Source organism: Methylorubrum sp. GM97 (assembly GCF_024347855.1).
Taxonomy (GTDB): Bacteria; Pseudomonadota; Alphaproteobacteria; order Rhizobiales; family Beijerinckiaceae; genus Methylobacterium; species Methylobacterium extorquens.
Map to the genome: position 1 here is coordinate 5,343,831 of NZ_AP025942.1, position 15,346 is coordinate 5,359,176.

A 15,346-nucleotide genomic window follows, 5' to 3' on the forward strand; every position below is an offset into this window, starting at 1 on the left:
CCGGTCAGCCGACCTGCAGCAGCAGCAGGATCGACGCGATCGTCATGACCGCGAACGTCGCGAGAATGCCGCCGCCCCGGCAGGCGAACTGGCGCGGCGAGTTCGTAGGGGCGAACATCCCGATCGGATGCAGGATGCGCGCGATCACCAGCACGATCAGCAGGCCCTGAACCCAGCCATGGGAGCCGCCGCCCGCCTCGTAGAGCGCGATCAGCAGCAGGGTCAGCGGCACGTATTCCTGGAAGTTGCCGTGCGAGCGGATGCGCCGCTGGAGCGCGTCCTGCCCGCCATCGCCGAACAGGACGTTGCCGGTGACCCGGCCGCCGATCACCCATCCGGTCAGTCCGGCATAGATCAGGCCCAGAATCGCGGCGTAGAAGGCCGTGGTGGTCGGAAAAATCACAGGGAAAAACCTCGGATCGGAGGGCGACCCGCCATGGGGCGGATGTCGTTGGCGCTTCGCAAGATAGGATTATCAGCGCCGTGTTCCGCCCATACGGGCGATCACGAAGGCGTATGCCCGGCGCGGCACTCGCCGACGGGCTCTGCACGCTACTCGGCGCTGCGGGCGATGGGATGACATTAAGCATTCTACCGAAAGGTGTCGTCGGCCTTCTGCGAGAGGTGATGCACTAGGGTAGCGCCAGGCGACTCGGCCGGTCCGCGGAGCAGTGCCGGGCGAGAGGGCCGTTCAGGAGGATGTCGGTGGGCGGCAAGCTGATCGCGGTGGCGAACATGAAGGGCGGGGTCGGCAAGACCACCACCGTGGTCATGCTCGCCGAGGCGCTGGCCGCCGACGGGGCGCGGGTGCTCGTGGTCGATCTCGACCCGCAGGCGAGCGTGTCAGTCTGCCTCGCGGGCGATACGTTGCTCGGCGAGATGATCGTCCGCGGGCGCACGCTGGAGGCCTATCTCGCCCTCAAGCTCATCACCCGCCACAAGCCCGACCTCTCCGCCCGCATCCAGCCCGGCGTGAGCCTGACCACCCACAAGAATGCGCCGCTCGCGCTCTCGCTGCTGCCGTCCGGCCCGCATCTGCGGCTCGTGGAGCGTGAGATCCTCTACGAGCTGACCGAGCGGAAATTCTCGATGCACGCCATCGACGAGAAGCTGTGGAAGGTCTTTCACGACGACTTCGTGCCGCTGGCGCGGCATTACGACTACGTCTTCTTCGATTGCGCGCCGGGTATCTCGCCGATCACAGAGGTGGCGGTGCGCGCGGCCGATCTCGTGCTCGTCACCTCGATCCCGGACTTTCTCTCGACCTACGGGCTCAACGCCTTCGTCGAGACGATCTGGCGGCGCTCCAGCCGGCAGGCGAGCCATATCGCCCCGAAGAGCGCACCCTACGTCCTCGTCACCCGCTTCCAGGCCCAGGTGCGCCAGCATCAGCGAACCCTGGCCCGACTCCAGGCGGAGGCACGGGCCGAGGATGCCGGCTTCCATTTGCTCGAAACCCGCATTCCTCAGGCGGCGGCGCTCGCCGACGCGCTGGTCCCGGCCGACGGGGCTCCGCCGACCTTCTCCGCCAAGTACGGCGCCCATGTCCCCAACGTGCTGATCCCGCTGGTCGCGGAAGTGAAGGAAATCCTCCATGGCCCTTGATGTCGATGGCTATGCCGTGTTGCAGGCGATGGCCTCCGCGCCGGAAGCGTTTCCCGACATCCGCACCGAGATTCCCAAAGCCGCCCGTGCCCTCGTCGTGAAGCAGCTCAAGGCCCGGGCCTTGCGCGTGGCGTCGCTGCGCCTGATTCGCGAGGTGCTGGGCAGCGAGAGCTTCGCCCTGATCGCCGACGGGATGTCCGAGGCCGAGGTGAAGGGGGTGGTGACCCGCCTCGACCCGCACCACCCCTCGCTGAAGACCGCAACGCCGGGCTGGCACCGCCACCGCTTCAGCGCTCTGGCGGCCGGCGACGCGCCGTTCCGCAAGGGCGAGACCCGCGCCGAAGACAGTCCGGCGAAGCTGCGTTCAGGTGAGACGCCCCCGGAGCGCGCCCTTGCCAGTCGTCCCTTCTCCGCGGTGTGGGACGGCAAGGACCACGACGCGCCGCCCGCGAAGGAAGGCCGGGAGAAGAAAGACAAGGAGAAGGATCGGAAGGGCAAGAAGAAGAAGGGCTGAAGCCCTTCCGCTCAAAACGGCTGCCTATATATCCGGAAACAGCACCGCGTACCGCGCTTCGACGGCGGCGAGCCGGCCCTGCCCTTCCAGGACCGCGACCCGGTGCTGCCGCGTGACGTCGAGCAGCCCGTCGGCCATCTCGGCCTCACCGCAGAGCCGGGCGCGCTCGGAGATCTGAGAAAGCTGATCGGCCATCAGGCTATCGATCCGTATTCCCTCGACCAGCGCCTGCATCAGACTCAGCATCGTCTCGCGGGCATGGACATCAGGGGGCGATGGGGCGGGTATACGGTCCGTCACGGTACTCGCAAACGTCAGGTCGACAACGCTCCGACGCTGCCCGAGGCTCGGCGCCTCCGGCCACTGCATAGGATAAACCCTGGGCGCTTTTCACGGGGAAGCATCCGCGCACGTCCGCTCATCGCCGGGGAACCGCGGTGCCAGCGACGAAAAAGGGGCCGCCTTTCGGCGACCCCTCTTCCGTTCTTCGACCGGGTGCGTGGACTTAGAAGTCCATGCCGCCCATGCCGCCGCCGCCCGGCATCGCCGGGGCGCCGCTGTCCTTCTTCGGCGCGTCGGCGACCATGGCTTCCGTGGTCACCAGCAGGCCGGCGACCGAGGCCGCGTCCTGAAGGGCGGTGCGCACGACCTTGGCCGGGTCGACGATGCCGGCCTGGATCATGTCGACATACTCTTCGGTCTGGGCGTTGAAGCCGAAGGTCTCGCCGCCGTTGTCGGTGATCTTGCCGACAACGATGGAGCCCTCGACACCCGCGTTGCTGGCGATCTGACGGATCGGAGCTTCGAGCGCCTTGAGGACGATCTTGATGCCGGCCTGGACGTCCGGGATGTCGGACTTCAGCTCGGCGACCGCCTTCTTGGCCAGGAGCAGCGCGACGCCGCCGCCGGGGACGATGCCCTCTTCCACCGCAGCGCGGGTGGCGTTGAGCGCGTCGTCCACGCGATCCTTCTTCTCCTTGACCTCGACCTCGGTCGCGCCGCCGACGCGGATCACCGCGACGCCGCCCGCGAGCTTGGCCAGACGCTCCTGGAGCTTCTCACGGTCGTAGTCCGAGGTGGTCTCCTCGATCTGCGCCTTGATCTGGCCGACGCGGGCCTCGATGTCGGCCTTCTCGCCGAGACCGTCGATGATCGTGGTGGTCTCCTTCTCGATGCGGACGCGCTTGGCGCGGCCGAGCATCGGCAGGGCGACGTTCTCGAGCTTGATGCCGAGATCCTCGGAGATGGTCTGGCCCTTGGTGAGGATCGCGATGTCCTCGAGCATCGCCTTGCGGCGATCACCGAAGCCCGGAGCCTTCACGGCCGCGACCTTGAGGCCGCCGCGCAGCTTGTTCACGACGAGCGTGGCGAGCGCCTCACCCTCGATGTCCTCGGCGATGATGACGAGCGGCTTGCCGGTCTGCACCACGGCCTCGAGCACCGGCAGCATCGGCTGCAGCGAGGAGAGCTTCTTCTCGTGGATGAGGATGTAGGGATCCTCGAGCTCGGCGACCATCTTCTCGGCGTTGGTCACGAAGTACGGCGAGAGGTAGCCGCGGTCGAACTGCATGCCCTCGACGACGTCGAGTTCGGTCTCGGCGGTCTTGGCCTCCTCGACGGTGATGACGCCCTCGTTGCCCACCTTCTGCATGGCGTGGGCGATCATCTCGCCGATCTCCTTGTCGCCATTGGCGGAGATCGTGCCGACCTGGGCGACCTCTTCGGAGGAGGCGACCTTCTTGGCGCGGGCGGTGATGTCCTTCACCGCGGCGGCCGTGGCGAGGTCGATGCCGCGTTTCAGGTCCATCGGGTTGATGCCGGCGGCGACGTACTTGGCGCCTTCGCGGACGATCGCCTGGGCCAGCACGGTCGCGGTGGTCGTGCCGTCACCGGCGATATCGTTGGTCTTCGAGGCCACTTCGCGCACCATCTGTGCGCCCATGTTCTCGAAGCGGTCGGCGAGCTCGATCTCCTTGGCGACGGTGACGCCGTCCTTGGTGATGCGCGGGGCGCCGAAGCTCTTCTCGATCACGACGTTGCGGCCCTTGGGGCCCAGCGTCACCTTGACGGCATCCGCGAGGATGTCGACGCCGCGCAGCATCTTGTCGCGAGCATCGGCGGAGAAACGTACGTCTTTCGCTGCCATGTGAGTTTACCTCGAATGATGGAAGGGGCCCTGAAGCCGGCCGAGGGCAAAAGCCCTGGCGGCCTCGAAGGGCGGTGGAGGGGTTGCGCGCCTTAGAGGGCGACGACGCCCATGATGTCGGATTCCTTCATGATGAGGAGATCCTGGCCGTCGATCTTGACCTCGGTGCCGGACCACTTGCCGAACAGCACGCGGTCACCGACCTTCACGTCGAGGGCGTTGACGCGGCCCTGCTCGTCGCGAGCGCCAGGGCCGACGGCGACGATCTCGCCCTCTTGCGGCTTCTCCTTGGCGGTATCCGGGATGATGATGCCGCCTTTCGTCTTCTCTTCGCTCTCGATGCGACGGACGACGACGCGGTCGTGCAGCGGACGGAACTTCATGAGCTGCCCTCTTGCTTCGGAATGGCGGTTGGTCTTCATGCGGCCGGGACGACCGCGCTCCACCTGATTGTTAGCACTCCAAGCAAGTGAGTGCTAACGACGCTGGCGAGATAGGCGCGTGGCGTTTTTGAGTCAAGGCGCAGCTTCTTCCCGGCTGCGGCGGTTTCACGCGAATTTCTCGCGCGCCTGGGACGGACGGGGACACATTCTCCCGATGATGAGCCTTCATGGGGCCAACGGCGCGGTCGAGCACGGCGGCGCGGGAGGCGGCGCGAGCCTGCCCGATCACGCGGTCTGGATCGATCTGAACGATCCGACGGCCGAGGAGGCCGCGCAGGTCGAACGGAAGACGGGCATCCGCGTGCCTTCGCGTGCGGCGCTGAGCGAGGTCGAGTCGTCGAGCCGCCTGCGCCGCAACCGCGACGGCCTCTCCCTCTCGACGCCGATGGTGACCTTCGACCGCTCCGATTTCAGCCTGAAGCCGCTGGGCTTCCTGCTCAACGCGGACCACCTCGTCACCGTGCGCTTCCACGACATGCGCGCCATTGCGGCGGTCCGGAAGCGTGTGGACGAGCGTGACGGCGACGGCAGCACCAGCACGGGCATGTTCCTGCTCGTGGTCGAGGAACTGGTCGACAACCTCGCCGACCTTCTGGAGGAGATGTCGGGTGATCTCGACGCGCTCTCCACCCGCATCTTCGATTTCGATTCCGGCGCCCGGCCCGGCGCCCGCAAGGGTGACACGACCGCGCCGAAGCGGCGCGACCTTGCCCTGCGCCGCCTGCTCCGTTCGGTCGGGCGCCACGGCAAGTCGCTGTCGAAGGTCCGCGCCAGCCTGCTCGGGCTCGGGCGCATCATCGCCTTCGCCAAGAGCGAGTGCGGCCAGACCCTCAAGGAGGGCGACGCGCCACGCTTCGACACGCTGGCACAGGACATCGCCTCGCTGGACGAGTTCGAGACGCGGCTGTCCGAGACCGTCCAGTTCCTGCTCGACGCGACGCTCGGGCTTATCAATATCGAGCAGAACAACGCCTTCCGGGTTCTCACCGTCGTATCCGTGGTCGGCGTGCCGCCGACCCTGGTGGCCTCGCTCTACGGCATGAACTTCAAGCACATGCCCGAACTCGACTGGGCCTACGGCTACCCCTACGGCCTCGCCCTGATCGCGATCTCGGCGATCGTGCCGCTGCTCTATTTCAAGGCGAAGGGCTGGCTGTAACGCGGCGTCGAGAAGCGCCGCCGTCTGGAGCGCTCTCTGCGGCTCAATGGCTGAGGCCGGGGAACAGGTTGCGCAGGCTCGTCACGATCATCTCCATCGCAACCGCGGCCAGGATCATGCCCATCAGGCGGCGCGTGATCGCAGTGGCCGTGGCGGACAGACGGTGGCCGAGCCAGGGGGCGGAGAGCAGCGCGACCGTCAGAAGCGTGAGAAAGGCGCCGACACCGAGCGCGAGTTCCGGCCATTTGGCCTGCGCCTTGGCGGTTTGGCCGAACACGATGAGCGTCGCGATCGTCCCCGGACCGACGAGCAGGGGGATGGTCAGTGGGTAGATGGCGACGCTGTCCGCATCGATCTGGTCTTCCTTCTCCTTGGGGCTACGGCCATGCGTCTGGCTCGACGAGCCCTGAAGCATGGAGAGCGCGATCGTCAGGACGATGAGCCCGCCCGCCAGACGGAAGTCGTCGACGCTGAGTCCGAAGGCATCCAGGATGGCCTGCCCGGCCACGATCGAGACGAGGCAGCCGATCGTGGTCCCGACAGCGGCCTTGACCGCAACGTGCCGCCGCACGGCGTCGGACGCGCCATCGGTGAGGGAAAGGAACACCGGCACATTCGCGATCGGGTTCATGATGGCGAACAAAGCGGCGAAGACCTTCGTGACGAAGGACAGATCGACAGACATCGCGAATCCCGGTTTCGAGTCTCGGACCCATAGCATGGCTTCGGCTTCGGCCCGGCGCCGGGCCCGCAGGCAGCGAAGGGCGGTCATGCCGGCGCCCCACAATTCAGGCTTTGTTGGCGGCTAGCTGCGAGTCTCGTCCTCAGGCTCCAGGCTGAGCGAGCAGCGCACCCCGTCCCATGGCCGTCATCGCCGCCTTCGTCCTCAATGCCGGGCTGAACTTCATCCTCGGCATCGCCATCGCCCGAATGCTGGGGCCGGCCGATTTCGGCCGGTTCGCCCTGGCGACGGCCGGCGCGGTCGTGCTCAACACGATCCTGTTCGAGTGGCTGCGGCTCTCGGCGACGCGGTTCTACTCGGCGCGGGTGCGCGAGGCCGAGCCGTGGATCCGCCAGGGGCTCGACCGGGCTTACTGGGTCATCGCGCTGGCGCTGTTTGCCACGGCCGCCCTCTGCGCCGGACTCGGGATCGCGGTCAATCCGACCCCCGAGGGACGTCTGGTCATGACCGCCGGCACGATGGTCGCGGCGATCGGCATCGGGCTGTTCGACTATCATGCGGCGCTCGCCCGCGCCCGCTTCATCGGCAGCGCCTATCTCCGGCTCGTGGTGTGGAAGAACGTCCTGGCCTTCGTGCTGATGGCTGGCACGGCATGGCTGTTTCCGCAGCCGGTCTGGGTGCTGATCGCAGGGGGCTTGAGCCAGTTCCTGGCGGTGCTGCCGATGCGCAAGATCCTGGGCGACGGCCTCTTGGGGCACGCGCCCGCCCTGCCCCATGGCCGAGCCTGCGAAACTCTGCGCCTGTTCGCGGCCTACGGGCTGCCCTTGATCGCGGCCAACGCCGTCTATCAGATCATGCCCTTCCTCAACCGCGCCGCCATCGCCGGCACCGCCGGCTTTGCCGAGGCCGGCTATTTCGCGCTCGCCGCCGATCTCGGCTCGCGGGCCTTCTCGACGCTCGGGGCCGCGCTCGATCTACTGCTGTTCCAGATCGCCGTGCAGGCCGAGGAGCATCATGGCCGCGAGGCCGCCGAGACGCAGGTCGCGCGCAACATCGCCATCGTGGTGGCGCTGCTCCTGCCCTGCGCCGCCGGCTACTGGGCCGTGACGCCGGCCCTCCAGGCGCTGATCGTGCCGGAGGAGTTTCGCGGGCCATTCGCGGACTATACCGACCTCCTGATCCCGGGCCTGTTCTGCCTCTCGATCATGAACTTCGCCCTCAATCCCATCTTCCAGATCCGACGCCGGACGAGCCCGGTGGTCGCCGCCGCGCTCATCGGGCTGACCGTCAACGCCGTCGGCCTCCTCCTGCTGCCGCGGATGATGGGACCGCAGGGCGTTGCCGTCGCGCAGACCCTCGGCCTCGTCGCGGCGGTCGCCGTGCTCGGCCTGCGGGCGCTGACGGGGATCGAGCGCCTGCGCCTGCCGGGCCGCGACCTCGCCCTCACCGCCGCCGCCTGTCTCGCCATGGTTCTGGCCGTGCTGCCGTTCCGCGGCCTGGAGCCGGCACTCGCCCTGCCGGCCTGCATCGCGGCCGGAATGCTCGTCTACGGGGCCCTTGTCTGGTTTCTCGACATCGCCGGCCTGCGCAGCGCCGTGCGCCAGCGTTTCCCGAAGCGGCTGCCGGCCGCCGCGCGGTAGGCGCGGGCTTGGCCCAAGGTCGGCTTGGCCCAAGGTCAGTTAGCGCAGTCTCGGCTTGCCACCTCCGGCCAAACGGGGTTTGAGTCCGGGAGCTTCTCAAAGCTCCAGAAAAATCCCACGGGACGGAAACGATGACCTCATACGCGCCGGCGAGCGAGCAGGAGGCGGCTGCCATCGTGGCGCAGGCCGCCGGCCGATCGGAACCGCTGCGTCTCGTCGGCGGCGGCACCAAGGCGGCGCTCGGCCGCCCACCGCAGGATGAGGCGACGCTCGCCGCCACGGGGCTCACCGGCATCACCCTCTACGAGCCGGCCGAGATGGTGGTCGCCGCGCGGGCCGGCACGCCGCTCGCCGAAGTCGAGGCGCTGCTGGCCGGCCGCGGGCAGATGCTGCCGTTCGAGCCGATGGATCACCGCCCGCTCCTCGGCTCCACCGGCGAGCCGACCTTCGGCGCGGTGGCGGCGGCCAACAATTCCGGCCCCCGCCGCATCAATGCGGGCGCGGCCCGCGACAGCCTGATCGGCGTGCGCTTCGTCAACGGACGCGGCCAGCCGATCAAGTCCGGCGGGCGGGTGATGAAGAACGTCACCGGCCTCGACCTCGTGAAGCTGATGGCCGGCTCCTGGGGCACGCTCGGCCTGCTGACGGAGGTCACCTTCAAGGTGCTGCCGGTGCAAGAGCAGGTCGCGACCCTCGTGCTGCCGGGCCTTTCCGACGCTGCCGCGGTCGAGGCGCTCGCCACCGCGCTCGGCTCGCCGTTCGAGCTGACGGGAGCCGCCCACTGGCCTGCCGGTGTCGGCGGCCCGGAGCCGCGCACGCTGATGCGCGTCGAAGGCTTTGCCAAATCGGTCGATTACCGCCTCGGCGAGCTGCGCCGCCTGCTGCGCCGCTACGGCGCGGCGCAAGTCGTCGAGGGTGACGAGAGCGCCGCGCTCTGGCGCGCCGTGCGCGACGCGACCCCGCTCGCCGAGCCGCGCGAGGCCGCGATCTGGCGCATCTCCACCGCTCCGACCCGCGGGCCGGCGGTCACCGCGGCGATCGCGGCCGAGTGTGCCGCGCGCTGGTTCTACGATTGGGGCGGCGGCCTGATCTGGCTCGCCACCGATGCGTCCGACGATGCCGGAGCCGCGGTGATCCGCGCTGCGGTGAAAGCCGCCGGCAGCGGGCACGCGACCCTGGTGCGCGCGCCCGAGACCCTGCGCGCCGCCGTCCCCGTCTTCGAGCCGCTGCCCGAGCCGCTGGTGCGCATCACCGCCGGCATCAAGGCCGCGCATGATCCGGCCGGCATCTTCAACCCCGGCCGGATGTACGCAGGCGTTTGACCCTCGTTTCGCCTCAGAACACGAACCGCAGGCCGGCATAGAGCAGCCCGGCCAGGGTGATCGCCGCCGGCAGGGTCAGCAGCCACGCGGCGGCGAGGTTGCGCACGGTGGCCCATTGCAGGCCTGAGCCGTTGGCGGCCATGGTGCCGGCGACGCCGCTCGACAGGATGTGAGTGGTCGAAACCGGCAGGCCGTAGGCCTCCGCGAGGCCGATCGTCCCCGCGGCCGTGATCTCGGCGGACGCCCCTTGCGCGTAGGTCAGGTGCTTCTTGCCGATGCGGCTGCCGACCGTGACGACGATGCGTTTCCAGCCCACCATCGTGCCGAGGCCGAGGGCCAGGGCGACCGAGACCTTCACCCAGGTCGGGATGTAGCGGGTGCCGTCGTTCAGGCTCGTCTCGTAAGCCTTCAACGTCTCGGCCTCCTCGCCGACGAAGAGCCCCTCGTGCTTCTTCAGGCTGTGGATCGCGTCCGAGGCGAGGTACATGTCGTTGCGCAGGTTCGGCGTCGCCTCTGCCGGAACGTGGCGGATCGCGCCGTACTCCTTCACCTTCGTGGCGATGTCGTCCGAGAGGGCGGCCAGCGCCGCATAGGTCTCCGGCCGGTCGAGGTCCTTCTTCCCCAGCGCCTCGGTGATCTGCACGCGCCCCTCGGCCGGGCTCGGCATCGGGGCTTGGTCCGCCCGGCTCTGGAACACCGTCCGGGCGCGCTCCGAGACTTGCACGAAATGCGGTGTTGCCAATTCCGACATCGTCCGGTTGAGCGCGTAGGCGGTGGGCGCGGCGCCGATCAGGATCAGCATGATCAGGCCCATGCCCTTCTGCCCGTCATTGCCGCCATGGGCGAAGGAGACGCCGCCGCAGGTCAGAATCAGCAGGGCGCGGATCCAGAGCGGGGGCGGCGTGTCACCCTCCGGCTCCTGGTAGAGGGTGCGGTTGCGGATCACGAACCGCATCGTCAGCAGCAGCAGGGCCGCCATGACGAAGCCGACGAGGGGGCTGAATAGCAGGGCCCGCAGCACGCTCCACGCCTGATTCCACTGGACACCGGAGGTGCCTGAGCCTTCGGCGGCAAGGAGCTGGTTGGCAAGGCCCACGCCGAGAACCGATCCGATCAGCGCGTGCGAGGACGAGTTCGGCAGGCCGAGCGCCCATGTCCCCAGGTTCCAGATGATCGCGGCGATGAGCAGCGCGAAGATCATCGCGTAGCCGGCGGACGAACCGGACTTCAGCACCAGTTCCACGGGCAGCAAGGTGACGACGCTGTAGGCGACGGCACCGGTCGAGACGAGGACGCCGAGAAAGTTGAAGACGCCGGAATAGACCACGGCGACGACCGGAGGCAGGCTGTGGGTGTAGATCACCGTCGCGACGGCGTTGGCGGTGTCGTGGAAGCCGTTCACGAACTCGAAGCCGAGAGCGATGAGCAGCGCGAGGCCGAGCAGCGCGAAGGCGCCGATCGCCAGCGGCGGCTGGCCGGCGGCCTGCATATCCGTGATCAGGTTGAAGAGCGCGTAGCCAAGCCCTCCCACCAGGACGAGCAGGAAGAGGCCGGTTCCGGCCGGATGCATCCGGCCGTCGAGATTGGGGCCCCGTGGCGAGCGGGCTTCGGTCGGTGCCGAACCCCCGTCCTGCAGGCTGAGCGCGTCTGACATTGAACCTCGAAGGAATCGACTGCGGACTTCGCTGATGCCGGGCGCGGGGCCGTACGGTCTCGGACCTTGCTGCGGCGGGTTGCGCAGCGGCGTCCCACCCATCGACCGACCCAACGCCAGGCTTACAAATGCTGCTCAGTGGAGAGGTTCAGTGAAGTTTCGATGACATGAGGAAAAAGCAGATTTGGTCCGCGTCTCATCCGATCATCCATGTCTCTGCACTTTGATGGTCGGGTCTGGACTGTTGACAGGCGCTGCCCATGGCGAGTTTCCCGGTCGCATCAAGCTAGGGGACGCCGGGGTTCGGATCGTCGTAGAAGGACGCTCATGCTGACGCTCGCGCTCTCGCTCGCCCTCCTCGTCGTGGTGATCCTCATCATCGTCCGGCGGCGCCACCTCACCCTTCTCATGGGGCTGGGCAGCCTGATCGCGGCCCTGCTCGCCATGCTCTGGCTTCAGGATCTCGGGCTCCTGCCCGGCTCACAGGGGCCGTTGACTCACACCCGGCCTCTGACGCTGGATGACAGCCATCGATGACGGCGCTGCGGAGGGCGGCCAGGGAACTCTCCCGGCCTTCGCGCGTCTGCCGCGATGAACCGGCCTCCGCTCCGAGGTCCGTCGGATTGGAGACGTCCCGTGCGTAACCTTCTCCTGCTTCTGATCGTGCTCGCAGGCGGCTTCGTGCTGACGGCCATGTATGTCGCGCCGAACCAGCCCGAATTGCGGGGCTGGTACCAGACCAATGCCTGCCCGCATCTCGACCGGATCAGCCCGAAGATCTGCGCGCCGATCCGGGCCGCCCGAGGCACGAGCGCGATCTGAGGCCCCGCTTGCGCCGGGTCTTCGACTGGTTCTTCCGCGACCGGCGCAGCGGCGCCGTCGTGATCGGCCAATGGCCGAACCTACCGCTCTGGATCTTCGCCGCGGCCTCGGCCTTGGAATGGCTGCTCGAGGCGGCGACGCCCGGCCTGCCGGCTCCGGTCTTCGCGGGCCTTCGCGTCGTTGCACTTCTGAGCCTCACCGTCTGGGCGCTCGATGAGATCATCCGCGGGGTCAATCCGTGGCGCCGCTGCCTCGGGGCCATCGTGCTGATCGGGATCGTCGTCAGTGTCAGCGGACTGGTCCGCCTGTGAGCGACCCGTTCGACCTCCTCGTCATCGGCGGCGGCATCAACGGCGCCGGCATCGCCCGTGATGCGGCCGGCCGAGGGTTGCGCGTCCTGCTGTGCGAGCGCGGCGATCTGGCCGAACACACTTCGTCGGCCTCGACCAAACTGATCCATGGCGGCCTGCGCTACCTCGAACAGTACGAGTTCCGGCTCGTGCGCGAGGCGCTGGCCGAGCGTGAGCGGCTGATGCGGTTGGCACCCCACATCGTCTGGCCCCTGCGCTTCGTCCTGCCGTACGATGCAGGGCTACGGCCGGCCTGGATGCTGCGGCTCGGGCTCTTCCTCTACGATCATCTCACGCGCCTCAAGACGCTGCCGGGTTCGACATCGCTGCGCCTCGATCGCGATGCGGCCGGTGCGCCGCTTCAGAAGCGGCTGACGCGGGGCTTCGCCTATTCCGATTGCTGGGTCGAGGACAGCCGCCTCGTCGTGCTGAACGCGCTCGACGCCGCCGAGCGCGGTGCGCAGATCCGCACCCGGACCACCGTGGAATCCGCCCGTCGCGACGAAGGCGCCTGGACCGTCACCCTCTACGATTCCGACAAACGGCGGCGGGAGAGCGTGCGGGCGCGGGTCGTCGTCAACGCCGCCGGACCGTGGGTCGGCGAGACCTTGTTGCGAACACTCTCCGTCGAAGCCCGGCCGAAGGTGCGCCTCGTCAAGGGGAGCCACATCGTCGTTCGGCGGCTCTACGAGGGCGATCAGGCCTACATCCTGCAGCAGCCCGACCGGCGCATCGTCTTCGCCATCCCCTACGAGCGCGACTTCACCCTGATCGGCACCACCGATGTGGCGCATGAGGGCGGCCCTGGCCCGGTCGTCATCTCGGCCCAGGAGACACGCTATCTCTGCGCCTGCATCAACCGCTCGTTCGAGCGGCAGATCGGCCCGGACGACGTGGTCTGGAGCTTTTCGGGGCTGAGACCGCTCTACGATGACGACGCGGCGGCGAACGCCTCGGCGGTCACCCGCGATTACGTGCTCGAACTCGACACCGACGGTCCTCCGGTCCTCTCCGTGTTCGGGGGCAAGATCACGACCTATCGCCGGCTCGCCGAGCACGCCCTCGACCGGCTGGGACCGCACCTGCCCGGCCTGAAACCGGCCTGGACCGGAACCGCCCCCCTGCCTGGCGGCGACATGGACGGAGCGGATTTCGAGAGGTTCCTGGCGAGGCTCGTAGCCGAGCGTCCCTTCCTCCCGGCGGCGACCGCCCGGCGGCTCGCCCGCGCCTACGGCACCCGCTTGGAGCATCTGCTCGGCGATGCGCGGGCGCTGTCCGATCTCGGCGAGACCTTCGGCGGCGATCTCAGCGCGCGCGAGGTCGATTACCTCGTGCGGCACGAATGGGCGCGCACCCCCGACGACATCCTGTGGCGGCGCTCGAAGCTCGGGCTCAGGAGCGGCCGGGCGGATGTCGCGCGGCTCGGGCGTGCCCTCGCCAACCCATCGGCCGATCCCGGCGCTCAGCGCCCGTAGACGTCCTCGACCCGGATGATATCGTCCTCGCCGGTATAGGAGCCGACCTGCACCTCGATCAGTTCGAGCGGGATCTTCCCGGGATTGGTCAGCCGGTGCATCGAGCCGATTGGCAGGTAGACCGCCTCGTTCTCGTGCACGAGCACGATCGAATCGTTCAGCGTCACCTCGGCTGTACCCTTCACCACCACCCAGTGTTCGGCCCGGTGGAAATGCTTCTGCAGCGAGAGCCGCCCGCCCGGCGTCACCATGATCCGCTTCACCTGGAAGCGCTCGCCGATATCAATGCGCTGATACCAGCCCCAGGGGCGGTACATCCGGCGGTGGGCATCCGCCTCCGGATGCGCCTTCTCGCGTAGGACGGTCACGAGATCCTTGACCTTGCCCGACTTCGCCTTGGAGGCGACCAGCACCGCGTCGGGGGTCGCGACCACCACGACGTCGTCGAGTCCGACCACCGTGGTGAGCCCGTCGCCCTCGCTATGGACGAGGCTGCCCGTGGTCTCCACCAGTTCGACGCGGCCGCGCACGGCGTTGCCCTGGGCGTCGCGCTCCAGCACCTGCCACACCGCGTCCCAGGTGCCGACATCCGACCACGCGAAGGAGACGGCGAGCACACCGGCCCGCGTCGTACGCTCCATCACCGCGTAATCGATCGAGGTTTTCGGCGCCCGCGCGAAGGCTTCGGCCTGGAGCCGGACGAAGTCGAGATCGGTGGCAGCGTTCGCGAGCGCGCCGCGGGCGGCTTCCAGCACGTCGGGTGCGTGCGCTTCCAGCTCGGTGATCATCACGTCGGCGCGGAACAGGAAGTAGCCCGAGTTCCACAGGGCGCCCTCCCCGATCAGGCGCTCGGCGCCGGCCGCGTCCGGCTTCTCGACGAAGCGCTCGACCCGGTGCAGGCCCGGCGCGTCGGGGAGTGCGCCGCCGGTGCGGATATAGCCGTACTCGGTCGCGGGCCGGGTCGGGGTGATGCCCAGTGTCATGATCTGGCCGAGCCGGGCGCCCAAGGCTGCCTCCTGCGCGGCGCGCGCGAAGGCGGTAGCGTCCTCAATCACGTGGTCGGCGGCCATCACCAGCACCACCGTCTCCGGCCCGCGCCGTGCGCCGTGGAGCGCGGCCACCGCGACGGCGGCGGCGGAGTCGCGCCGCTCGGGTTCGAGCAGGATGTCGGCAGCGATGCCCGCCTGCGCGAGCTGCTCGGCGACGATGAAGCGGGACTCGGCCGAGGCGATGACCGTCGGCCTCGCGAACACGGCCTCGTCGGCGACGCGGCGGACGGTGGCTTGGAAGCTCGAGGTCGCGGGATCGACCAGCGGCGTGAACTGCTTCGGCATGCTCTCGCGCGAAGCCGGCCACAGCCGCGTGCCCGAGCCGCCGCACAAGATCACGGGCAGGATCTTTTCGTGGTCTGCCTCGGCCATTGCCCAGTCCGTCGCGTATCGGGAGGCGCCAGCCGGTTGGCCACGGATGCGGGAGCGGCGGGCGCGAAAAATGACCCTGCCGTCTTAGCCGATCCCATGAGGCGGCACCACGC

The 15,346-nt window shown here is 68.5% G+C and carries 16 protein-coding genes; 9 read left to right on the forward strand and 7 right to left on the reverse strand.

Annotated features, from left to right (window positions below):
- Nucleotides 1-4: 4 nt before the first annotated feature.
- Entirely contained in the window at nt 5-403 is a 399-nt protein-coding gene (locus MSPGM_RS24735) for an MAPEG family protein (RefSeq protein ID WP_003603794.1), read from the reverse strand.
- Between the two features lie 296 nt (nt 404-699).
- Here MSPGM_RS24735 and MSPGM_RS24740 point away from each other — a divergent pair, with 296 nt between their 5' ends.
- Complete coding sequence (locus tag MSPGM_RS24740; protein WP_015824790.1) at nt 700-1,605, forward strand: ParA family protein; 906 nt, start codon at nt 700-702, stop codon at nt 1,603-1,605.
- The gene (locus MSPGM_RS24745) at nt 1,595-2,119 is read left to right on the forward strand and encodes a hypothetical protein (RefSeq protein WP_003603797.1); all 525 of its coding nucleotides are present in this window, start codon (nt 1,595-1,597) and stop codon (nt 2,117-2,119) included. The genes MSPGM_RS24740 and MSPGM_RS24745 overlap by 11 nt, the downstream gene beginning before the upstream one ends.
- Nucleotides 2,120-2,143: 24 nt before the next feature.
- Here MSPGM_RS24745 and MSPGM_RS24750 read toward each other — a convergent pair whose 3' ends face one another.
- The 3 genes from MSPGM_RS24750 to groES form a co-directional block, all read right to left on the reverse strand.
- Nucleotides 2,144-2,353, reverse strand: a complete 210-nt coding sequence (locus MSPGM_RS24750; RefSeq protein ID WP_244426823.1) for a hypothetical protein — start codon at nt 2,351-2,353, stop codon at nt 2,144-2,146.
- Between the two features lie 271 nt (nt 2,354-2,624).
- Complete coding sequence (gene groL, locus MSPGM_RS24755) at nt 2,625-4,265, reverse strand: chaperonin GroEL (RefSeq protein WP_003603799.1); 1,641 nt, start codon at nt 4,263-4,265, stop codon at nt 2,625-2,627.
- Between the two features lie 92 nt (nt 4,266-4,357).
- On the reverse strand, nt 4,358-4,648 hold the full coding sequence (gene groES / locus MSPGM_RS24760; protein ID WP_003603800.1) for a co-chaperone GroES: 291 nt from the start codon (nt 4,646-4,648) through the stop codon (nt 4,358-4,360).
- 214 nt (nt 4,649-4,862) lie between these two features.
- Here groES and MSPGM_RS24765 point away from each other — a divergent pair, with 214 nt between their 5' ends.
- The gene (locus tag MSPGM_RS24765) at nt 4,863-5,867 is read left to right on the forward strand and encodes a magnesium transporter CorA family protein (protein WP_003603801.1); all 1,005 of its coding nucleotides are present in this window, start codon (nt 4,863-4,865) and stop codon (nt 5,865-5,867) included.
- Between the two features lie 43 nt (nt 5,868-5,910).
- Here the strand turns inward: MSPGM_RS24765 and MSPGM_RS24770 are convergent, their stop codons facing one another.
- A complete protein-coding gene (locus MSPGM_RS24770) occupies nt 5,911-6,552 on the reverse strand; it encodes a MarC family protein (protein ID WP_003603802.1) in 642 nt (213 codons plus the stop codon).
- 176 nt (nt 6,553-6,728) lie between these two features.
- Between MSPGM_RS24770 and MSPGM_RS24775 the strand changes: the two genes are divergently transcribed.
- Nucleotides 6,729-8,189, forward strand: coding sequence for a lipopolysaccharide biosynthesis protein (locus tag MSPGM_RS24775; RefSeq protein ID WP_003603803.1), 1,461 nt, complete (start codon nt 6,729-6,731; stop codon nt 8,187-8,189).
- A gap of 131 nt (nt 8,190-8,320) precedes the next feature.
- Nucleotides 8,321-9,511, forward strand: a complete 1,191-nt coding sequence (glcE, locus tag MSPGM_RS24780; RefSeq protein ID WP_015857645.1) for a glycolate oxidase subunit GlcE — start codon at nt 8,321-8,323, stop codon at nt 9,509-9,511.
- A 13-nt stretch (nt 9,512-9,524) separates the two neighbouring features.
- Here glcE and MSPGM_RS24785 read toward each other — a convergent pair whose 3' ends face one another.
- Entirely contained in the window at nt 9,525-11,165 is a 1,641-nt protein-coding gene (locus MSPGM_RS24785) for an inorganic phosphate transporter (protein ID WP_261926039.1), read from the reverse strand.
- A gap of 327 nt (nt 11,166-11,492) precedes the next feature.
- Between MSPGM_RS24785 and MSPGM_RS24790 the strand changes: the two genes are divergently transcribed.
- The 4 genes from MSPGM_RS24790 (at nt 11,493) to glpD (ending at nt 13,812) form a co-directional block, all read left to right on the forward strand.
- Entirely contained in the window at nt 11,493-11,702 is a 210-nt protein-coding gene (locus tag MSPGM_RS24790; protein ID WP_003600907.1) for a hypothetical protein, read from the forward strand.
- A 99-nt stretch (nt 11,703-11,801) separates the two neighbouring features.
- Nucleotides 11,802-11,987, forward strand: a complete 186-nt coding sequence (locus MSPGM_RS24795; protein WP_003600908.1) for a hypothetical protein — start codon at nt 11,802-11,804, stop codon at nt 11,985-11,987.
- A gap of 8 nt (nt 11,988-11,995) precedes the next feature.
- Complete coding sequence (locus MSPGM_RS24800) at nt 11,996-12,298, forward strand: hypothetical protein (RefSeq protein WP_003600909.1); 303 nt, start codon at nt 11,996-11,998, stop codon at nt 12,296-12,298.
- Nucleotides 12,295-13,812 carry a glycerol-3-phosphate dehydrogenase gene (glpD, locus tag MSPGM_RS24805; RefSeq protein ID WP_003600910.1) on the forward strand — a complete coding sequence of 506 codons (1,518 nt, stop codon included), beginning with the start codon at nt 12,295-12,297 and terminating at the stop codon, nt 13,810-13,812. The genes MSPGM_RS24800 and glpD overlap by 4 nt, the downstream gene beginning before the upstream one ends.
- Here glpD and MSPGM_RS24810 read toward each other — a convergent pair.
- Nucleotides 13,800-15,233: a mannose-1-phosphate guanylyltransferase/mannose-6-phosphate isomerase gene (locus MSPGM_RS24810; RefSeq protein WP_003600911.1), complete on the reverse strand. Its 1,434-nt coding sequence runs from the start codon at nt 15,231-15,233 to the stop codon at nt 13,800-13,802. The two genes, glpD and MSPGM_RS24810, sit on opposite strands and share 13 nt — an antisense overlap.
- Between the last annotated feature and the right edge of the window lie 113 nt (nt 15,234-15,346).